23 protein-coding genes are annotated in these 21,500 nt (G+C 37.9%); 10 read left to right on the forward strand and 13 right to left on the reverse strand.

What is annotated here, in order from left to right:
* Positions 1-5: 5 nt before the first annotated feature.
* The 6 genes from ACINWC743_RS04170 (at position 6) to ACINWC743_RS04195 (ending at position 4,843) form a co-directional block, all read left to right on the forward strand.
* The gene (locus tag ACINWC743_RS04170; protein WP_009584491.1) at positions 6-1,607 is read left to right on the forward strand and encodes a circularly permuted type 2 ATP-grasp protein; all 1,602 of its coding nucleotides are present in this window, start codon (positions 6-8) and stop codon (positions 1,605-1,607) included.
* Positions 1,608-1,643: 36 nt separating this feature from the next.
* Entirely contained in the window at positions 1,644-2,252 is a 609-nt protein-coding gene (locus ACINWC743_RS04175) for an alpha-E domain-containing protein (protein WP_009584482.1), read from the forward strand.
* Entirely contained in the window at positions 2,249-3,028 is a 780-nt protein-coding gene (locus ACINWC743_RS04180) for a transglutaminase family protein (protein ID WP_009584480.1), read from the forward strand. The genes ACINWC743_RS04175 and ACINWC743_RS04180 overlap by 4 nt, the downstream gene beginning before the upstream one ends.
* Positions 3,029-3,098: 70 nt before the next feature.
* Positions 3,099-3,833, forward strand: coding sequence for a proteasome-type protease (locus ACINWC743_RS04185; RefSeq protein WP_009584494.1), 735 nt, complete (start codon positions 3,099-3,101; stop codon positions 3,831-3,833).
* A gap of 90 nt (positions 3,834-3,923) precedes the next feature.
* Positions 3,924-4,343 carry a BLUF domain-containing protein gene (locus ACINWC743_RS04190; protein WP_035300260.1) on the forward strand — a complete coding sequence of 140 codons (420 nt, stop codon included), beginning with the start codon at positions 3,924-3,926 and terminating at the stop codon, positions 4,341-4,343.
* 89 nt (positions 4,344-4,432) lie between these two features.
* A complete protein-coding gene (locus tag ACINWC743_RS04195) occupies positions 4,433-4,843 on the forward strand; it encodes a BLUF domain-containing protein (RefSeq protein ID WP_009584476.1) in 411 nt (136 codons plus the stop codon).
* Positions 4,844-5,140: 297 nt separating this feature from the next.
* Here the strand turns inward: ACINWC743_RS04195 and alr are convergent, their stop codons facing one another.
* Positions 5,141-6,214, reverse strand: coding sequence for an alanine racemase (gene alr, locus ACINWC743_RS04200; RefSeq protein WP_009584483.1), 1,074 nt, complete (start codon positions 6,212-6,214; stop codon positions 5,141-5,143).
* 293 nt (positions 6,215-6,507) lie between these two features.
* Between alr and ACINWC743_RS04205 the strand changes: the two genes are divergently transcribed.
* Positions 6,508-6,930 (forward strand): DUF4259 domain-containing protein, encoded by a 423-nt coding sequence (locus ACINWC743_RS04205; RefSeq protein WP_004824431.1) that lies wholly within the window; start codon positions 6,508-6,510, stop codon positions 6,928-6,930.
* 36 nt (positions 6,931-6,966) lie between these two features.
* On the opposite strand, the gene dnaB is transcribed toward ACINWC743_RS04205, so the two are convergent.
* From dnaB to rpsF, 4 genes are all read right to left on the reverse strand, one after another.
* A complete protein-coding gene (dnaB, locus tag ACINWC743_RS04210) occupies positions 6,967-8,412 on the reverse strand; it encodes a replicative DNA helicase (protein WP_004824429.1) in 1,446 nt (481 codons plus the stop codon).
* A gap of 220 nt (positions 8,413-8,632) precedes the next feature.
* Entirely contained in the window at positions 8,633-9,079 is a 447-nt protein-coding gene (rplI, locus tag ACINWC743_RS04215) for a 50S ribosomal protein L9 (RefSeq protein WP_004824427.1), read from the reverse strand.
* Positions 9,080-9,088: 9 nt separating this feature from the next.
* Positions 9,089-9,316, reverse strand: a complete 228-nt coding sequence (rpsR, locus tag ACINWC743_RS04220) for a 30S ribosomal protein S18 (protein WP_004719336.1) — start codon at positions 9,314-9,316, stop codon at positions 9,089-9,091.
* A gap of 11 nt (positions 9,317-9,327) precedes the next feature.
* On the reverse strand, positions 9,328-9,714 hold the full coding sequence (gene rpsF, locus ACINWC743_RS04225) for a 30S ribosomal protein S6 (protein ID WP_004824425.1): 387 nt from the start codon (positions 9,712-9,714) through the stop codon (positions 9,328-9,330).
* A 257-nt stretch (positions 9,715-9,971) separates the two neighbouring features.
* On the opposite strand from rpsF, the gene ACINWC743_RS04230 reads away from it, so the two are divergent.
* Positions 9,972-10,457: a hypothetical protein gene (locus ACINWC743_RS04230; protein WP_035300263.1), complete on the forward strand. Its 486-nt coding sequence runs from the start codon at positions 9,972-9,974 to the stop codon at positions 10,455-10,457.
* A gap of 422 nt (positions 10,458-10,879) precedes the next feature.
* Here ACINWC743_RS04230 and ACINWC743_RS24735 read toward each other — a convergent pair whose 3' ends face one another.
* From ACINWC743_RS24735 to ACINWC743_RS04260, 7 genes are all read right to left on the reverse strand, one after another.
* Positions 10,880-10,984 carry a hypothetical protein gene (locus ACINWC743_RS24735; protein ID WP_264753065.1) on the reverse strand — a complete coding sequence of 35 codons (105 nt, stop codon included), beginning with the start codon at positions 10,982-10,984 and terminating at the stop codon, positions 10,880-10,882.
* 456 nt (positions 10,985-11,440) lie between these two features.
* Positions 11,441-12,319 carry a heme o synthase gene (gene cyoE / locus ACINWC743_RS04235; RefSeq protein ID WP_004824421.1) on the reverse strand — a complete coding sequence of 293 codons (879 nt, stop codon included), beginning with the start codon at positions 12,317-12,319 and terminating at the stop codon, positions 11,441-11,443.
* 6 nt (positions 12,320-12,325) lie between these two features.
* Entirely contained in the window at positions 12,326-12,652 is a 327-nt protein-coding gene (gene cyoD / locus ACINWC743_RS04240; protein ID WP_026040388.1) for a cytochrome o ubiquinol oxidase subunit IV, read from the reverse strand.
* The gene (gene cyoC / locus ACINWC743_RS04245; RefSeq protein ID WP_004824417.1) at positions 12,649-13,269 is read right to left on the reverse strand and encodes a cytochrome o ubiquinol oxidase subunit III; all 621 of its coding nucleotides are present in this window, start codon (positions 13,267-13,269) and stop codon (positions 12,649-12,651) included. The genes cyoD and cyoC overlap by 4 nt, the downstream gene beginning before the upstream one ends.
* 4 nt (positions 13,270-13,273) lie before the next feature.
* A complete protein-coding gene (gene cyoB, locus ACINWC743_RS04250) occupies positions 13,274-15,265 on the reverse strand; it encodes a cytochrome o ubiquinol oxidase subunit I (RefSeq protein ID WP_004824415.1) in 1,992 nt (663 codons plus the stop codon).
* Between the two features lie 3 nt (positions 15,266-15,268).
* Positions 15,269-16,333 (reverse strand): ubiquinol oxidase subunit II, encoded by a 1,065-nt coding sequence (cyoA, locus tag ACINWC743_RS04255; RefSeq protein ID WP_004824413.1) that lies wholly within the window; start codon positions 16,331-16,333, stop codon positions 15,269-15,271.
* Positions 16,334-16,627: 294 nt separating this feature from the next.
* On the reverse strand, positions 16,628-17,404 hold the full coding sequence (locus tag ACINWC743_RS04260; protein ID WP_005032196.1) for an RDD family protein: 777 nt from the start codon (positions 17,402-17,404) through the stop codon (positions 16,628-16,630).
* Between the two features lie 188 nt (positions 17,405-17,592).
* Here ACINWC743_RS04260 and ACINWC743_RS04265 point away from each other — a divergent pair, with 188 nt between their 5' ends.
* Positions 17,593-17,973, forward strand: a complete 381-nt coding sequence (locus tag ACINWC743_RS04265; protein WP_009584497.1) for a hypothetical protein — start codon at positions 17,593-17,595, stop codon at positions 17,971-17,973.
* 120 nt (positions 17,974-18,093) lie between these two features.
* Here ACINWC743_RS04265 and ppsA read toward each other — a convergent pair whose 3' ends face one another.
* Positions 18,094-20,472, reverse strand: coding sequence for a phosphoenolpyruvate synthase (ppsA, locus tag ACINWC743_RS04270; protein ID WP_004824408.1), 2,379 nt, complete (start codon positions 20,470-20,472; stop codon positions 18,094-18,096).
* Between the two features lie 154 nt (positions 20,473-20,626).
* Between ppsA and ACINWC743_RS04275 the strand changes: the two genes are divergently transcribed.
* Complete coding sequence (locus ACINWC743_RS04275; protein ID WP_004824407.1) at positions 20,627-21,463, forward strand: pyruvate, water dikinase regulatory protein; 837 nt, start codon at positions 20,627-20,629, stop codon at positions 21,461-21,463.
* The last annotated feature ends 37 nt before the right edge of the window (positions 21,464-21,500 follow it).

Genomic DNA, 21,500 nt, shown 5'->3' on the forward strand with positions numbered 1-21,500 from the left:
TTTGTATGCTAAAAGAAACGATGGATACAAATTCAAGTAATGAAAATTATGCAGAACGTTTTGCTGTGTCAATGATTGAAGAGCAGACTCAGTCGAATACAGGTGAATTAAAAGAGATAAAAAATATTCAGGCAGCTGTTCATTTAAATATTGAGATGCAGCAACCAGCAGTGCATTTACTTAAACAACTCGATTCTATTTTCTTTAATGAAATGACCGATGATCATGTTCTTTCACCTGAAACTGCGGAAAAAGTTGAGCATTGGTTATCTCAACATAGTATTTATGAGCTTGAAAAACTAAATGAAACAGCTAAAGCGCATTTTTTATATCAAGGAATTACCTTTGCTGTATATGGAGAGAAATCTGGGATTGATCGCACCATTCCTTTTGATTTGATTCCCCGAGTGATTGCCAAACAACAATGGAACAAAATCGAGGCAGGATGTACGCAACGTATCAAAGCTTTAAATCTATTTCTTGCTGATATTTATCATGAGCAAAATATTTTAAGAGAAGGTTTTATTCCTGAGTTACCAGTGCTTTCACATGAAGCGTATCAACCGATCATGATGAATCACAGTTTAAATGGAAATATTTATAGTCAAATCAGTGGTATCGACATTGTCCGTGATCGACACGGGGAGTTCTTTGTCTTAGAAGATAACTTACGAACCCCTTCTGGTGTGTCTTACATGATTGAAAGCCGTAAGATGAGTCAAAAATTGATGCCTGAATTATGCAATCAGCAAGTTGCAAGTATCGAGCAATATCCACAGCTTTTGCGTGAAATTCTCGCTGAAAATTCAAGAGTCACTACACCCACAATCGTGGTGCTGACGCCGGGTCGTTACAATAGTGCATATTATGAGCATTCATTTTTAGCAAGAGAGATGGGTGTACCCTTGGTGACATCTCGTGACCTTTTTGTTGAAAACGACAAGGTTTATGTGAAAACTATCCGAGGACGTCAGCAGGTTGATGTAATTTATAGACGTTTAGATGATGGTTTTTTAGACCCTTTGTGTTTTAGACCAGACAGTACTTTAGGTGTTGCAGGGCTGATGTCGGCTTATTTGAGTGGTAATGTGGTCATTGCAAATGCACCAGGTACAGGGGTTGCTGATGATAAGTCCATTTATCCTTATGTGGATCAAATGATTGCTTATTATCTGAATGAAAAGCCAATTTTATCCAATGTACCCACTTATCAATGTCGTGATGCTGATGCATTGGATTATGTGTTGGCAAATCTCGATCAATTGGTCGTAAAAGAAGCTCAAGGTTCTGGTGGTTATGGGATGCTGATCGGTCCTAAAGCAACAGAACAAGAAATTGATTTATTTAGAATTAAATTAATGGCTTCACCTTCAGCATATATTGCGCAACCGACATTAGATTTATCAGTAGCGCCAACTTTAACCTCACAAGGAATTGCTGAACGTCATATTGATTTACGACCATTCATTTTAACCTCACCTGAACGTATAGAAATCGTTCCTGGTGGTTTGACCCGAGTTGCAATGCAACAAGGTTCATTGGTGGTTAACTCATCACAAGGTGGTGGAATTAAGGATACATGGGTGATTGATGAATATTCAATTTAATCAGTCCTTAGCAATCCCAACCAAAGGAGAGAAAAGATGATTTTACTCAGTACAAATGCACAAAATATATTTTGGTTAGGGCGTTATTTGACCCGCATACAATATTTATGTAGCCAGTTCCCTTTTAAAACCAATGAATTGGCATTAGATTATGCAAATGCATTTTGCTTACCTGCATTCGATGCCAGTTCCTTGAATGAACTCATTTTGGACTCTGAGCAGCCTGCTTCATTTCACCAACAGTTTTTATGTGCCAAAAATAATATTCATGACTTGCGTGGGGTTATTTCTGCGAAATCATTTGCTGAGTTGAATCAGTTTTTACACCAAGCCGAACAAAATGCCAGTTTTATCTGTGATGTCTGTGAGGAGTGTAATGATGTTCTTGAAGCAGAAGATGATGAGTTATTGTTCTTATTCTTTAGTCTTGGACAAAAAATGGAACAGTTTGACCGTCAGTTACGGCTAAGCCAAGATAAATCGCTAACATTGACCCAATTAAATGCGGTGATCACTAGTTTGGATCAACATGGGATGTGTAGCTTGCCAGAAGTGTGGGAGGAGCTAAAAAAGCAGCCTAATCGAATGAATTACTATCATTTTAGTGATCATATTGATTCTTTATTTGAATTGGATCGCTTATGAAACTCATGATTAATCATCAAACCCATTATCAGTATTCTGACTGGGCAAAAAACAGCATTCAATATATAAAAATGACCCCGCAATCGAATTTACATCAACAAGTGACGGGGTGGCAAATCAGTATTCCTGGAGAAAAACAATATAAAAAAGATGCTTTCAATAATATTTGGTTGACCAGCTCGCAAACAGAACCTTATCAACAAATGTTGATTATGGCACAGGGGATTGTTGAAATTAACACAGACAATCAACTTGGTTTACAGGATACACTTGCTCCAGCCGTATTTTTACAACCCACAACTGCAACGCTGTGTAATGATGAAATGATTGCTTTTGCAAAATACTATTTACCGCAAAAAAGCTGGGCTAATTTTCAAAAATTAGCTGAAGCATTGCTACAGTACATGCCATATATCACCGCAAGCACAACGGTTACGCATACGGCTATAGCATCCTTTTCTGCCCAACAAGGGGTTTGTCAGGACCATAGTCATGTATTGATTGCAATGGCAAAAGCTTTGGGTATTCCTGCACGCTATGTCTCAGGGTATTTGTATGTTAATAATCAGTCACATTTGGCAAGCCATGCTTGGACAGAAGTCTACTTAGAAGGGCGATGGCATATGATTGATGTCAGCAATCAGCTTTTTAGCCCACAATCACATGTCTATGTCGCTGTTGGTCGAGATTATTGGGATGTTGCTCCAGTTCGAGGTATACGTGAAAAAGGGGGCGCAGAAACAATGTATTCTATCGTTCAGGTACTTGCATGCTGATGCAGAATGATCAATAGTGTCTTGTATTGCAAAATGATTAATTTCGAATTTTAGTTATATAGGTAGCTCCATGACGTATTGCTGTGCTTTAAGACTCAATCAAGGTTTAGTATTTATTAGTGATACTCGAACCAACGCTGGAGTCGATCACATTTCGGTATATCGAAAGCTCTATACTTTCGGGATCGAAGGCGAACGTTTTATCTGTATACAAACTTCGGGTAATCTGGCGACGACTCAAGCAGTGATTGGACATTTGGAAAATCATTTAGCTCTTAAACAAGAACCCAATCTATATAGCGTCAACACCATGTTTGAGGTTGCTGGCTTAATTGGGCAGACTTTACGAAAAGTGATTGCTGATGTGACTGAAGATACCCAAGAGCAAAGTAATTATTACTGCAGTTTGTTGGTGGGTGGACAAATCAGCGGTGAAGAAATGCAGCTTTATAATATCTATCCACAAGGGAACTTTATTTCTGCGACCAGTGATACGCCGTATTTCCAGATTGGAGAAAGTAAGTATGGTAAGCCGATTTTAGATCGGGCATTAAGTTATGATATGCCTTTGGATGAAGCTTTACGCTGTAGTTTGATTTCATTTGACTCCACACTACGTTCGAATGTTTCAGTCGGTATGCCACTAGATGCCATGATCTATGATAAAGACAGCTTAAAAATTCCTAAAGGGAAGCGTATTGTTGAAGATGATCCATATTTTCAGCATATCAGTAAGCAATGGTCGGAAACCTTAAAAAAAGGATTACAGGATCTGCCAAAACCTACTGTGGACTATTTTGAGTAAACTTCTCAATAGATGGAAACGTGCATTAATTAAAATTTAATCTCGATCCATTATTTTAATAAGTACTCTAATTTTTTAAATGTAAAGAACATGGAATTAGTTCAACTTTGTTATGTTTCAAGCATAAATTTAAAAGATTTGCGTTTAATGGCTGAATTTAGGAATGCGATGCATCGTGCAGCCACTTTTTTTACTGAGCAGCATATACATGGTGTTTCATTTTATGCAAATGAACACTTCTTACATTGTTTTGAGGGTGAAGCCGAATCAATAGATTTAATTTATCAACATATTTTAAATCATCAAGATCAGAATTATCGTTTTTGTTTCCTCAACAATATTCAAGAGTTTCACTTTGAAGCTTGGCAAATGAAGTATGTCGATCGTAATGGAGTGGTCAGTATTTTCTGTAAAAAATGTGGATTAAATCATTTTAAACCCATGAGTTTAACTGATCAACAAATCGACGAACTTATGCAAATAGTGTCTGTTAGAACAGTATCAAAATAGAATTAAATATCTAAATAATAAAAAGTTAAGGCTTGTACATTAAATGATAATTGTTTATAACAATATAAAGATAAAAATAGAAGAATTACATGACTTTTCAATTATGCTGTGCAAGTAAAACAACATCACCTCATCATCAACTACTGAATGATCTAAGAGAAATTCTTGGTGAAGCGAGAGACTTTAATGTACTGCATCAAGTTCGAGGCGTACTTTATTTTGCAGATGAGCATTTTTTTCAATGCCTTGAAGGCGAACAGTTGGTAATTTTGCGTCTGTTGGAGAAATTATATAAAGATCCTAGACATCATCAGATAAAGCTATTTAGAGCTTTACAGGTAGAAAGAGGGCATTTTTCTCAGTGGTCGATGAAGTATGTCAGGCGAAACAGTAAAATTCAGCAGTTTTTTGAGCACAAAGGTTTTCTGCGTTTTCAGCCATTAAATTTAGATAAGCAAGATATACCCAATTTACTCAAATTACTTTATGAGATCGAATAATTTGAAGATATTGTTTGATACTTTTGTTTAAGCCATTTTTTAATGCTATTTAAAAAGTACATTTTATGGACTGCGCTTTGAGTATAAGTTTTTTAAGATGATAAAATTAAACATTCAATTCTTGCTTTTGTTTTAACAGTTAAATAGACAATCGCCGATATCGAGTGAATCTTATCTGACTTTTTTGCTTATACTTCCGAGAGTATCTTTTCTAAAAATGATAGAGATATTAAGTGCATCTCTATCATATACATGGCTTTTATTCTGCACGATGGGTACAATTTGGCATAAAAAGATTTAAATCTTTTTACGTTTTGGACGACCTGTCATACGACATAATAATTCATAGCCAATCGTACCATTTGCTGTCGCGACTTCATCAACTAAACGGTTTTTACCCCAGAGTTCTACGACTGTCCCGATTGGTGCATTCAATCCAGTGACATCAATGGCAATCATATCCATTGCAACACGACCAATAACACGGGCTGCTTGCCCATGAATAGAAACATAATTCTGCGTGAGGTAGGCACGAGGATAACCATCTCCATAACCAATAGAAACGATTGCGATATCCATCTCTTGGTCTGAAACGAAAGTTGAACCGTAACCGACAGATTCACCTGCTTGAATATGATTTAAAGCAATAATTTCAGCGGTAAATGTCATTACAGGACGAATACCGAGATCATGTGCAGATTGGTCTGCAAATGGTGACGCACCATAGAGCATGATTCCTGGTCGCACAAAATCAAAATTTAGTTCAGGCCATTTAAAAATAGCGGCTGAGTTACAGCACGACGCCAAAATAGGTGAACATGCTTCTTTAACTTGCAAAAATTGTTGCTTTTGCAATTCATTTAAGGGGTGATGATCGACATCAGCGTTTGCGAAGTGCATAGCAAGTACACAAGTAAAACCTTCAGCTTGTAATGAATGGATCACTTCAATAATTTCAGCTACTTTAAAGCCTAAGCGATTCATGCCACTGTTGAGTTTGACCCAAACTTTCAGTCCTTTTTGGATATATTGGTCTTTGTAGGCGCTTAACCAATCAAGCTGCTGTTGATGGTGAATCATTAGCTCAAAGTTACTGTCTAGAACAATTGGCATTTCATCTGCATTGAAAATACCTTCAATCAGGGTAATCGGTTGTTGATAACCTAATTCACGAATTTCCAAAGCTTCTTCAAGGCAGGCGACACCGAAAGCATCAGTTGAACTTAAGGCGGCTAAGCAATCCTTGACGCCATGACCATATGCATTGGCTTTTACCATACTGACAATTTTTGCGGTTGGGGCAAGTTGTTTGACACGGTTTAAATTATATTGCAGCGCTTCGCTGTCAATATAAACTGTTGCTTGGCGCACCCTCGTTACTCCTTGGGAATGGCAAATACAGCATAAAATTGATGAAATTATGCGGTTAGAAATGTAATGATGGTTCTATATTGTCTTAAAAAGATCATGATCAAGAACCAAGATTATTGTAGTCCGATCAAGGCTAAATGGACACGAACATTTGTGTTTTTAATGAGTTATTGATTTTGTATCGATAAAATTCTTGTATTTTTGCTTAAACATAATTTGTAAAAATATTGATCTTTATTTTTTTTACAAAATCGTACATTTTATATTCAATTTCATGATTAAGGTATACGTGTATGGGAACATGGTCACATGAACCTTTTGGCAATGATACAGCCAGTGATTGGGCATATGAATTTGAAGAACATAACGGTTATGACGTGATTGAGGATGCATTTGATCAAATCATTGATATGACCACAGAAGAGTTTATTGACGCTGATCTGGGGTGTATTGCGCATGCGGCAGCAGAGGTATTGGCAAAATCTTTTACAGCGAGTATTGCTGACAACGAATATTATCCTGAACCTGTAGAAAAATGGCTAGAGCAGAATAGAAATAAGCAAAATTATGCATTGATTCCAAAAGCCCTACTTGCATTAAACTTATTGACATCTGAAAGCTCTGAATTGGATGAGCTATGGCAAGATTCAGATGATTATGAAGACTGGATCAGAAATATTGATGAATTGAAAGAGACTTTAAAATCCAAGATCTGAGTCCAAAGTCTCTTCATTATTTATTGGCGATAAAGCTTATTCTTCGTCTTCGTATTGAGCATAGTATTCAGGAGATAAATTACTGAATCGGGTGTATTGACCTTCAAAGGCTAGACGCACTGTACCAATAGGTCCATTACGTTGTTTACCAATGATAATTTCGGCAGTGCCAGCTTCTTTTGATTCTTTGTTGTAAACTTCATCACGGTAAATAAACATAATTAAATCGGCATCCTGCTCAATCGCACCAGATTCACGTAAGTCTGACATAACAGGACGTTTATTTGGTCGATTCTCCAAAGAACGGTTAAGCTGAGACAGTGCGATAACAGGACACATCATTTCTTTTGCAAGCGCTTTTAAGCTTCGTGAAATTTCACCGATCTCACCCACACGGTTGTCACCCATACCAGGGACTTTCATTAATTGGAGATAATCGATCATGATACACCCCAATTTACCACCATGTTGTTTGGCAATACGCCGTGCGCGTGCACGTACCTCTGTTGGAGGAAGTGCAGAAGAGTCGTCGATATAAAGATGCTTTTCTTGAAGTTGTAAAATCGTGCCAGTCACTTTAGACCATTCATCACCATCCAGTTTTCCTGAACGTAAGTGTCCTTGATGAACTTTACCGTAGGCAGAGATTAAACGCATTGCAATAGAGTCTGCTGGCATTTCCATAGAGAAAACCAGTGCAGGTAGGTCACAGTTGAATAAAACGCTTTCGACTAAATTCATTGCGAAGGTCGTTTTACCCATGGACGGACGTGCCGCAACAATAATCATATCACCCGCTTGCATACCTGAGGTTTTATTGTCTAATTCCATAAAACCTGTGGTTAAGCCTGTGATATTGCCATCAAGCTGAGATAATTCATTCAATTTATCAAAAACGTCAGCAACCACGGAAGTAATTGCTTTAGGACCTTGTGCCTTCGCATTATTATTGTGTTGCTCAGCAATAGAGAAAATGTTGGTTTCAGCAAGATCTAAAATCTCACTGACATCACGACCTTTGGTGTCATAGGCATTCTGCAAAATTTCATTGCCGACTTTAATCATATTTCTCAAAGTCGCAAACTCTTTGATTTTTCCAGCGTAAGTTTCTAAATTATAGAAACTTGAAGGGGAGTCTGCCATCAATTGCATTAGATACTCTTCACCACCAATTGCATCGAGTAAATTTTGCTTTATCAGCCAGTCATTGACCAATACCGCATCATAAGGTGAGCTTTCTTGGGCAAGTTTTTCGATTGCACGAAAGATATATTTATGACGCGTTGCGTAAAAATCATTTTCACTTAAAGTATCGCTCACTTGTTCAAAAGATTCAGCGACAGTCATTAACGCAGCAAGTACAGCTTGTTCAATTGCCAAATTGTGGGGTGGCGTACGAAACTCTTTTAACTGCGCATTGTCTTTATTTTTTGCATCAGCATTGAAAGAGTTTTGTTGAGCAGTGGCGGTTGCCTGAGACATAGAAGACCTTGTTTTAAATCTTGCGAAAACATTATTTAAAATAATGTATGGAGACACTTCAGTACTTACTTATCTTAATGCAAAATTGAGAAAGTATCTAACAGTAATACCGATAAGTAGAGACTTAATGAAGTGAAAAAAACAACTGTAAAGTATGAAACTAAAAGTTTAGAGATAAAAAAAGAGCATACAAAAGTATGCTCTTTTTTTTGCTTGAAAATTACTCAGATACGATAGTAACGAGAACTTCAGCAACAACATCATGATGCAATTGGATTGCGATGTTGAATTCACCAGTGTGACGAAGCGCACCGTTCGGTAAACGAACTTCTGCACGGTCTACAACAAGACCAGCATTTGTTAACGCGTCAGCGATGTCACGAGTACCGATTGAACCAAATAGTTTACCTTCATCACCAGCTTTCGCAGTGATAACGATATTTACTTCGTTCAATTGATCAGCACGTGCTTGAGCAGCAGCTAAAACTTCAGCTTCAGCTTTCTCAAGTTCAGCACGACGAGCTTCAAAAGCAGCAGTGTTTGCTTCAGTCGCAGCAACTGCTTTACCTTGAGGGATCAAATAGTTACGACCGTAACCAGCTTTAACTGATACTTTATCGCCTAATTTACCAAGGTTTTTAATGCGTTGTAATAAGATAATATCCACGGCTCAACCTCACTTATGATTGTCAGTGTAAGGAATCAACGCTAAATAGCGAGCTTGTTTAATAGCAAGCGCCAATTGACGTTGGTAACGAGCTTTAGTACCTGTAATACGGCTAGGAACAATCTTGCCATTTTCAGTGATGTACTGTTTTAAAGTGTCGATATCTTTGTAGTCGATGTACGTAACGTTCTCAGCTGTAAAGCGGCAGAACTTGCGACGACGGTAAAAACGTGCCATTGATGTTCTCCTTATGCTTCAACAGAATCTTGAGCTTGTTGTGCTTCTTCACGTTGAGCTTTACGCGCACGTTTTTCTTCAGCACTCTTAGCAAGTAATGATTCTTCAGTGATTGCGTGTTCACGACGGATAATCACGTTACGAAGGATTGCATCGTTATAACGGAACAATTCTTCTAATTCATTAAGCGTAGTTTGGTTACATTCGATGTTCATCAAAATGTAGTGCGCTTTATGAATTTTGTTAATTGGGTAAGCCAATTGGCGACGGCCCCAATCTTCAAGACGGTGAATTTGACCTTCAGCATCTTTGATGTGAGAAATGTAGCGTTCTACCATTCCCACAACTTGATCGCTTTGGTCTGGGTGTACCAGAATTACGATTTCGTAGTGACGCATTGTCAGCTCCTTACGGTTTATACAGCCCCATTCAAAAGAATGAAGCAAGGAGTCACAATCTGTAATGCTTTAAACAAGAGTTAAAAGCAATAGATTATGCCGCAAAATTGCGAGCGCCTATTATAGGAAAGTTTATGAGCAAACACAATTTAATATTCAATTATTTATTGGAAAAGCCACTAAATTTTTACAGAGGGTGAATTGAATTTTGTATTGTCACTATTTAGATTAAAACTGAATAAAAAAGGATAGCAACAATAACAAACTACCGTATTGAGAAACTTGAAACCATTGAATCTTATATTGAAAATCCAACACAAGAGTTTTACTTTGAGGTATTTGATGGTCGTTATGACATTGTCATGGTGGTGGATTGGGGTGAGGAGGATGATGCAATCATCACATATTGTGAAAAAATTCTAGAAACTGGACAACTGTCTGCAAAATTTGAAGCTGCCGATAATAAACAAGGTTTTACCATTACGATTCAGTTGGGTGAAAAAACATTACTGATTCCTTATCAAGGTGAGGGTGCTGATCGTGATACAACTTTACGAGCACTCAATGAAATTTTACATCCAGACTATGAAATCCGTTTCTGTAAAGCTTCTGATGGTTCAGACACATTAGAGTTTATCCCACTGCCCCAAAAATTATGGCATCAATTAGATCTCAAATATGCTGAAAAAATGGATGATTTGTTTGCTCGGTTTGAGCATGATTCTGTATTTTTTGGAAGTTAATTTAACTTTTAAATCAGTCATTAAACTGATCAAAGCACTGGTTTATTTGGGTGTTGCTTGAATATTAAACATGTTAAATAGTCTTTAGAATTGAAGTTGAATAAAATCCAATTAAAAACAAGTTCTTAGGATGGAATGTAGATGTTTTTATATATGCTTTTGGAAAAAATGTTCATTGTTCGCTTTGAAATAAGTATGTCACTTTTTAAATTATAGTCACTAATTTTTAGTAAGCTATGTATTGGAACTGCATAATTGTTTCTTTGTTTTTACATGTTGCCTTTTTAGGCTGAAAAGTCGTATTGAATAATTAAATCACCGAGTCGAGTAAATACAAACAGGGTTAGCGTACAAGCTATTTTTTTAGAAGATGGAGATTTGATTAAATCGTTATTTTTGAAGCTACAATCAAATCATTGTATTTAAAATCGATATTGATAGAGTTTTTTATATTCAACAGGGCTCATACCTAAATTTCTCATAAATAACTGCCTTAAAATCTGTTCATGATTCAAACCACATTGCATTGCAACTTGTTTAACAGCCAACTGATTTTCTCTAAGAAAATTTTAACCAATTCTAGACACATTGCTTTTGACCATTTTGCTGAAAATCGTCCAAATTCTATTGAAAAGATTGGTGATGTGCTGTAATTCTAAATTTATCGGCTAAGATTTGTCTATTCATCTTTTTCACGAAAGAAAAGTAGCGCGAACTTTAGGCTGATCCTGAAATTGAGTAAAACCCAGCAAGACTGTGAAGCAATTTATTTTTTCAATAAGTCAAAGAGTTGGTGCATCGCAATCAGGTTGGATAGTATTCAATTAAATATAATTGCAATGTCAAAAAATTAAAAATTTTGCTCGATATAAATTTTTACAGGATGAATATTTTCAAACGTAAATAAGATTTCAATTATTTTGAGAATGCATTTATGGAAAATTAAAAGATCAAAAAAAAAGATAGAGTAAACTCTATCTTTTTTAAAACAGTGGCAAATGTGGTGCAGGGGAGACGTAACTAAAACTAAAGCTAAAACTGAGCGCTGTAATTAGAATTACTGAATACAAAAAATATTTTCTTGCCCAAACCTGATCATTCTCTGCTTTAAAGCCAATAATAGACAAATAGAGCCAATAGGCACATAAAGCATTAAAGGTGATTAAAAAGAAAATGTTGGTATAGCCAAAACAATATAACCCATTTAAAACCGCAGCAAAAAGTACAACATAAATCAAACTTTCAACTTTAGTTCGAAAAATCGAACGTGCTACAGGCAAAATAGGGATATCTGCATTTTTATAGTCATCGAAACGATAGATTGCAATTCCCCAAGAATGTGGCATTTGCCAAAGTGCATATGCTAAAAAAATCAGCAAAGCGGCAATATCAAATTCATTGGAAACAGCAGTATAACCAATTACAGGAGGGCTTGCGCCAGAAATACTTCCAATCACAGTTTGATGAATGGTGGTACGTTTACTCCAAAGACTATAAAAAATCACATACACAACAAAGCCGAGTACAGCGAAGCCAAATGCGTAGGCGTTGACAAAAAACCACAACAAAGCAAAGCCAATTAAACCCAGCACAGCAGAAAATATTAAAGCAACTGTTGGACTGATGGTCTTTTTGACAAGCGCACGATTCATTGTGCGTTGCATTTTTTGGTCAATGTCTTGGTCAATGACGTTATTCACAACACAGCCAGAAGCAACAACAAGTGTTGTACCGATGAGTGTGATGAGAAGTAAAAGGAAATCTACTGAACCTTGAGCGGCTAAGAAAAAGCCGCCCAAAGTGGTAACGAAGTTACCAAAGAGAATTCCTGGCTTAGTCAGGAATAGATATTTTTTCAACATGACACCCTAGAGCATCATGTTTGAATGTAAGTAGTTCATGATCCATACAGAACCAATTAAGAGAACGGCAATCGTCAGAATCGTATAGATGAATGCAATGACGTTCCAGCGTTGTTCAGAAGATGAATTCATGTGCAAGAAGAAAATCAATTGTACAAGAACCTGAGCAACAGCAGTGATCGCAATCGTTGCAACAACAGCACCACCAGTCATGCCTTTCATCACCATCCCAAATGGGATGATGGTCAAAACGACAGAAAGGATGAAGCCGATAGAGTATTGTTTGATGTTTCCGTGCGACGCACCAGCAGCATTATGATCATGACTCATTATAAAGCTCCCAGTAAATAAACTACGCTGAATACACAGATCCAAACGATGTCAAGGAAGTGCCAGAACAAGCTTAGGCAAGCAAGACGACGCGTGTTTGGTAATGTCAAACCATATTTCTTGATTTGAACCATTAACACGATCATCCAGACTAAACCAGAAGTTACGTGGATACCATGCGTACCAACTAGAGTAAAGAACGCAGATAAAAACGCACTGTGGCTAGGACCATGACCCTCAAGAACTAAATGATGAAATTCATAAAGTTCCATGCCGATGAATGTTGCACCAAAGAGCCAAGTGATAATTAACCACATCAGCACTTGGTTGACATTTTTCTTGTATGAAGCAAGAACCGCGAAACCAAAAGTCACAGAAGAAATCAAGAGAGCGAAAGTTTCTACAAGTACGAAACCTAAAGACTCACCAAATAACTCTTTTGGACTTGGAGTACCAGGCGGAATATGACTGCTTAATACAGCGAACGCGATGAAGAGTGTACCGAATAAAATCAAGTCACTCATCAAGTATGTCCAGAAACCAAAGACTGTGATGTCAGTATCATCGTGATGATGATGCTCATCGTGTCCATGGTTGTCGTGATGAAGTACTTCAGCCATATCCTTAGTCCTTCTTCAAGTGTTTTTCAAGTAAAGCATAACGCTCATTTTCGATACGTTCTACTTCAGCAGCAGGTACATAGTAATCCACTTTCTTCGTGAATGAACTTACGATGAAGCTAATAACAGCACCAAGGAAAGTTACAACGACTAACCACCAGATATGCCAGATTAAAGCAAAGCCCATTGATGTAATGAACAACGCAATAACAAAGCCTGCAGCACGGTCGGTTGGCATATGAATATCTTCATATTTCTCAGGACGCGCATATGCAACACCATTCTCTTTGTCATTCCAGAAAGTATCAATACCATTGATTTTTGGAATTTCAGCAAAGTTATAGAACGGAGCAGGGGAAGAAGTAGACCATTCAAGTACACGACCATCCCATGGATCGCCAGTGTGGTCCATGTTGTCATGACGTTGTAAGAAACCTACGATCACTTGCATTAAGAAACAAGCAATACCGATAGCGACAAGTACAGCACCGAATAAAGCGATAGCTAGGTACGGATCCCATTCAGGGTTGTCATATGTATTCAGACGACGAGTCATACCCATGAAACCAAGGATATAAAGTGGCATGAATGCAAAATAGAAACCAAAGAACCAGAACCAGAAAGATGCTTTACCCCAAGTCTCATTTAACTTCCAACCAAACATTTTTGGCCAGTAGAAAGTGATACCTGCGAACATACCGAATACAACACCACCAATAATTACGTTATGGAAGTGAGCAATCAAGAATAATGAGTTGTGTACTAAGAAGTCAGCTGGTGGAACAGCCATTAATACACCAGTTAAACCACCGATACCGAAAGTCACAAGGAAACCAAGTGTCCAGTACATTGGTGATGTAAATGTAATACGACCCTTATACATGGTGAATAACCAAGAGAAGATTTTCACACCAGTAGGAATCGCAATAATCATGGTCATGATACCGAAGAACGCGTTAACGTTGGCACCAGCACCCATGGTAAAGAAGTGGTGTAACCATACGACAAATGCCAGTACAGTAATTGCAATTGTTGCATACACCATAGATTTGTAACCGAATAACGTTTTACGAGAGAACGTTGAAACGATTTCTGAGTAAAGACCAAAAGCAGGCAATACCAAGATATAAACTTCTGGGTGACCCCAAGTCCAAATCAAGTTCACGTAAAGCATTGGGCTACCGCCAAGCTCGTTGGTGAAGAAGTGGAAATCGAAGTAACGGTCAAGTGTTAACATTGCAATAGTTGCTGTTAATACTGGGAACGATGCGATGATCAAAACGGCTGTACAAAGTGCAGTCCAAGTAAAGATCGGCATGTCCATAAGTTTCATACCAGGCGCACGCATTTTAATGATGGTAACAAAGAAGTTAACACCTGTCAGAAGCGTACCTAGACCCGAAACCTGGAGTGCCCAGATATAGTAGTCAACACCAACACCAGGAGAATATTGAATACCTGAAAGTGGAGGGTAAGCCATCCAACCAGTCGCAGCAAATTCACCTAATACAAGCGAAACCATCATCAAACCAGCAGCACCAGCAAATAACCAGAAACTTACAGAGTTCAATAATGGGAATGCAACGTCACGTGCACCAATTTGAAGTGGTACAGTAATGTTCATCATACCTACAACAAGACCCATGGCTACGAAGAAGATCATAATTACACCGTGTGCGGTGAAGATCTGATCGTAGTGGTCTGGATGTAAATAACCTTCACCGCCACCTTTTGCAAGGAACAGTTGAAGACGCATCATGATTGCATCAGCGAAGCCACGAAGTAGCATCACTACAGATACAAGGATATACATGATACCGATTTTTTTATGGTCTACTGATTTAAACCATACATTCCAGAGATATCCCCATTTTTTGAAATAGGTGATACCGCCTAAAACTGCAATTGCGCCAAGGGCCATAACGACCATTGTCACAAGTACAATAGGCTCTTTAGGGATCGCGTCCCAATTGAGTTTACCTAATAACAAAGACATGTCTTATTCCCCTACAGAAGCAGTTGCATGTTCAGCACCTGCATGTTCAGCACCTGCATGGTCTGCACCATGATAATTGCTCATGTAAGTGTTGATAATGCTCTTGAACAAGTCAGGCGTAACTGAAGAATAATAAGTCACAGGATGAGGCTTAGTAGGGAATGGACCTTTACGTTCAGCTTCGTGTGCAGCTTTAATTTCTTCTGGCGTATGCGCATTGTTCAGCATTGCTTCAATTTGGTGTTTAGAACGGTCACCATCTTTGAGCGTAGCAAATTCAGTCGCATCAAGCGTGGTTTTTTGGATTGCTTCAGGATTAATTGAAGTTCCTTTACCTGCTTTGATTGCGTCTACCCATGCGTTGAAATCAGCATCAGAAACAGCGTGCGCACGGAAACGCATTTGCGTAAAGCCATAGCCGCTATAGTTCGCTGAGAATCCACGGTAGCCTTCTGCTGGACTTGGATGTTCTGCAAGCATATGTAACTTAGTTTGCATACCTGCCATTGCATAAACCTGACCTGCTAACTTAGGAATGAAGAAAGAGTTCATCGTAAAGTTAGAAGTGATTTGAAATTCAATTGGTTTATTGACTGGGAAACGAACTTCGTTAATTGTAGCTATCTGTTGTTCAGGATAGATAAATACCCATTTAAATTGTTCAGCGACAGCTTGAATTTTTAAATGTTCTTCCATCTGACCTTGAGTATTTGTTAATGGTCTGTAAGGATCATACTTATGTGAACCCCACCATGTTAAATACGCAAGAATAGCAATAATAATACACGGGATACCCCATACTACAATTTCAATTGCAGTTGAGTGTGCCCATGTAGGTTTATAGTCTGCATCTTTATTCGACGCGCGATATTTCCAACCAAACCACAATGCCATTAAGATCGAAGGAATTACGACCAAAAGCATTAAATAGATCGCAGTCATCATCAGGCTACTTTGACCTTCAGCAACTGGACCTTTCGAGTTTAGAAGTACTAAATCACCACCACACCCAGTTAAGAGTGCAGCCATCGCAGATAAAGACAATACAGCTAAAGTCGTTTGTCTCATTTTACAACCTCGGTGAAGAGTCCCATTCCCTATATAAATATGGGATAGCGATTAAAGTGTCGCATGATTGAAAATGACTATTGTTTACAAATAGAAAGCATTCTCAATGATCTGACACCGCTACGTTGTAGGGCATTATGCCTCATATCGGCAAACTTAGCTATAGATAGGGCATGAATATATTAATGTAAAAATACCTGATATTTTTAGTCGGAATTTTAAAAAAAACAAAAACATAAATTATTATTTTTTCGTGATTTAGTATCAAAAATGGCGGGGTCACCGCCATTTCATTTATTCTGCAAGATCAATCACTTTGGTTTTTGCCAGGCGATCATGGAGTGCATAGTTGTTTTTTGAAAAAAACATAAATAAATCAACAATAAATACAATTGCAATAAGCGGAACAATGCTCATCAACTGAGAGAGAATCAGAAATAAAAACGAACGTACAAAAAAGCCTCTGAATGACCCCGGTAGTTGATTGGTATTCACATCAACGATTTGAAGTTTGAATATTTTTTTACCAATCGACTGCCCCGACTTGGTAATCATAAAACATTGAATAATCAAGATTGCCAATACGAATACCATTAAACCAATATTGACATAGTTTGGTATGCTTTTACTGATTATTTCAGCGATCTGCATTTGGCTTTCTCTAGAAAATCCACCTTCAGCAATGTTGACTGCACTTTCAGGCATAAAATAAGCAATAGCAAGAATTTGCGGTAAAAACAATACTGCAAAATCGACGAGTTTTGCTGAAATACGTTTACCTACAGGTGCAGCTTTAATTGCTTTTTTAGTGGATCTTTCAACTTTTATGTTGGTAATTGCTTGGTTTTGTTGAGTGGGATGTTCAGGGGTAAATGTTGTCGGTGTAATATAACCAACAGGTTCATAGACAAGTTTACCTTGTGTAAGTTCACCAAGTGCTTTCCATTCAGTCATTCCTTGATGCCAAGCTAAATCAGTTAATAAGACCTGCTGACTCGCAAGCATTTGATTCAGTTGTTCTATTGAATAGGGTCCAGCTTGTTGGTTATTTCTCGCCAAGTAAATTTGCATAAAACTCAATTCTCAAAATAAATCTAAAATACAAAAAGCGTAGATGATCAACGAAAGCGTTATCAACAATATTCATCTACATTGTAATCCACTATGTATACTCGATTTTTGCACATATTAATATTAAATTTACACGAAATCTTAAAATATGAAGCAATATCATGTTGCTTTTATAAGGAATATAGATCATGAAAATGCGTTTAACATTAAATGTTAGCGGCGAAAATTTTAATACACAATCATGTGTTCAGCGCTTGAATTCAAATGAATTGAAATTTGAGTGTGATGGTGAATTTACTAATTACCTTTCATTTGTCCATCCAGTTGAAGTTGTAGATTATGATGACTACGAAACTCGTGTCTCTTATGAAAAGGTATTCTTAGATTTCATAATAAATAATATCAATATTTTGGATCGGTATGGTGCGGATGACTATTCAATCTTTACTGAAATGTATATACATTCAGATGAGCAATGCAATTTTGAAATACTCAGTGAAGGTTTCTATCCTTATATTTGGAAGTATACGATTCGTATGCCGACTAGTGTTTATATTAGTGATCAATAAGAACTATGTGTTCAAATATTTATAAAGAAAAATTTTAACATTGGTCATGAAATTCTATTTAGGATGGGACATCCATAATAAAAAAGACCCTACATGAGGGTCTTTTTTAGAGCATACAAATTAAGCTTGTTTGGTTTTTTCTTCTGCAAGGAAGAACCAAGTATCTAACACTGAGTCAGGATTTAAAGACACAGACTCAATACCTTGTTCCATTAACCATTTTGCAAGATCTGGATGGTCAGAAGGACCTTGACCACAAATACCGACATATTTCCCAGCTTTACGGCATGCATGAATCGCCATAGAGAGGAGGGCTTTAACCGCAGCATCACGCTCATCAAATAGGTGAGAGACAATACCAGAGTCACGGTCTAAACCAAGAGTTAATTGTGTTAAGTCATTTGAACCGATTGAGAAACCGTCGAAATGTTCAAGGAATTGTTCAGCCAATAATGCATTGGTTGGCAATTCGCACATCATGATGACTTTAAGACCATTCTCACCACGTTTCAGACCGTTTTGAGCCAATAACTCAATAACACGCTTCGCTTCAGATACAGTACGTACGAAAGGAATCATGATTTGAATGTTGGTTAAGCCCATTTCATCACGTGCTTTTTTCAATGCGCGGCATTCAAGTTCAAAACAGTCACGGAAGTTGTCAGAGACATAACGGCTTGCACCACGGAAACCAAGCATTGGGTTTTCTTCTTCAGGCTCATAGAGCTTACCACCGATTAAGTTCGCATATTCGTTTGACTTAAAGTCAGACATACGAACAATCACTGGTTTATCTGCAAATGCAGCTGCAAGCGTAGAAATACCTTCAACCAATTTTTCAACATAGAATTCGATTGGAGATGCATAACCTGCAGTACGTGCCATAACAGCAGCACGAGTTTCGCGTGGCAGGCTGTCAATGTTGAGTAATGCTTTAGGGTGTACACCGATCATACGGTTGATAATGAACTCTAAACGTGCAAGACCAATACCTTCGTTTGGAATTTGAGCGAAGTCAAATGCGCGGTCAGGGTTACCAACGTTCATCATAATTTTGAACGGAAGTTTAGGCATAGATTCAATAGAATTACGTTGGATTTCAAAATCTAACGAACCTTCATAAATAAAGCCAGTATCACCTTCAGCACAAGAGACAGTCACTTCCTGTCCATCGACAAGGACTTCTGTGGCATTACCACAACCTACGATGGCAGGAACACCAAGTTCACGGGCAATAATGGCTGCGTGACAAGTACGACCACCGCGGTTAGTTACAATTGCAGCTGCACGTTTCATTACTGGTTCCCAGTCTGGGTCAGTCATGTCTGAAACGAGTACATCACCTTCTTGTACTTTGTCCATTTCTTTAATCGATGTCACGATACGGACTTTACCAGAACCGATACGTTGACCGATTGAACGACCTTCACAAAGAACCGTACCTTTTTGTTTAAGAAGGTAACGTTCCATTGTGCCAACATTTTCACGGCTTTTTACTGTTTCAGGACGTGCTTGAACGATATAGATTTGACCATCATCACCATCTTTTGCCCATTCAATGTCCATAGGCGCTTGATAATGTTCTTCAATAATCAATGCTTGTTTAGCAAGCTCTTGAAGCTCTAAATCATTAAGAGCAAATTGTTGGCGATCTGCTTTTTCAACATCAACCACAACGACAGATTTACCTGCAGCACCTTCTTCGCCATAAATCATTTTTTGGTGTTTAGAGCCAAGGTTACGACGGATAACAGCATGTTTGCCATTTTTGAGAAGTGGCTTTGAAATATAGAATTCGTCAGGATTGACTGCACCTTGAACAACCATTTCACCTAAACCATAAGAAGCAGTAATGAAAACTGCTTCACGGAAACCAGATTCTGTATCGAGTGTAAACATTACACCCGCAGCACCAGTTTCAGAGCGAACCATACGTTGAACGCCAGCAGAAAGGGCAACGATGTCGTGTGCAAAGTTTTGGTGTACACGGTAAGCAATCGCACGGTCATTATAAAGAGAAGCAAAAACTTCTTTAATTGCGATCAAAACGTTATCGATACCACGAATGTTCAAGAAAGTTTCTTGTTGACCAGCAAATGAAGCATCAGGTAAATCTTCAGCAGTCGCAGAAGAACGAACAGCAACTGCAATGTCAGGATTGCCATTAGAAAGTGCAGCAAATGCTTCGCGAACTTCAGCCTCTAGACCTGTAGTAAGTGGAGTTTCTACAATCCATTGGCGGATTTTTGCGCCAGTTTCAGCAAGTGCAATCACATCATCAACATTTAATGCTGCAAGTTCTGCATTGATTTTAGCATTTAAGCCACTTTGCTCTAGGAATTCGCGATATGCATCAGCAGTCGTTGCAAATCCACCTGGTACAGATACGCCAGCATTTGCTAAATGACTGATCATTTCCCCAAGTGAAGAGTTTTTACCACCCACGATCTCAACGTCGTGTTTACCTAATTTTTCCAGACCGATTACGCGTGCTTCCAAAGTTGTTACTCCACTTATGCAGTATTAATCACTATCTTGGCATGAAATTATAACAAAAAACTTAGCATTTTGATTCAACTAAGTGATAGTCATGTAAGATGGGCTTACTATAAAGATTATACATCGCTAAGACAAATGTTTGAGGAGATTTTTAATGTCAGAAAGTAACCAAATAAAGCGGAGCGTATTTTTTATTTCTGATGGTACGGCGATCACAGCTGAAACCCTTGGGCATTCATTATTAGCGCAATTTCCTCATGTAAAGTTTGATATTCATATCATTCCCTACATTACTTCTGAAGAAGCGGCGATGAATGTGGTCGAAGAAATCAATCGAAGAGCTGATAAAGATGGTCAGCAACCATTGGTATTCGATACTTTGGTTGACCCTTATGTGCGTGACATTATTAATACTGCAAATGCAGTGAATCTTGATGTTTTTGAAGGGCTTATTAGTAAGTTGTCTGATGTTTTAGGAACTCAGCCTACAACTTTAGTCGGACAAACCCATGCTGTAACCGATTCTGAGTCTTATAAAGCACGTATTGATGCTGTACATTTTGCTTTAGACAATGACGATGGTGCGCGTACGCGACATTATGATAAAGCGGATTTGATTTTGATTGGGGTTTCTCGTTCAGGTAAAACACCGACGTCTATTTATTTGTCATTACAATTTGGAATTCGTGTTGCTAACTATCCGCTCACTGAAGAAGACTTGGACGATAATCGTTTACCTGCTGTACTCAAAGAACATAAACATAAACTATTTGGTTTAATGATTGATGCTGAGCGTTTGGTTGCAATTCGTTCAGAACGAAAAGCCAATAGTCGTTATGCAAGTTTTTCACAATGTCAGATGGAACTTCGTGCTGTAGAGGGTATTTATATTTCTGAAGGAATCAAATATCTCAATGTTTCTGAAATGTCGATTGAAGAAATTTCAACACGCGTCCTACAAATGACAGGCTTAAAACGCAGAATTGGATAAATTGTCTTTAGCTCTGATCTTGCGAATATGATGGAAT

Origin of the sequence: Acinetobacter sp. WC-743, from assembly GCF_000335555.1 — a bacterium.
Taxonomy (GTDB): Bacteria; Pseudomonadota; Gammaproteobacteria; order Pseudomonadales; family Moraxellaceae; genus Acinetobacter; species Acinetobacter bereziniae.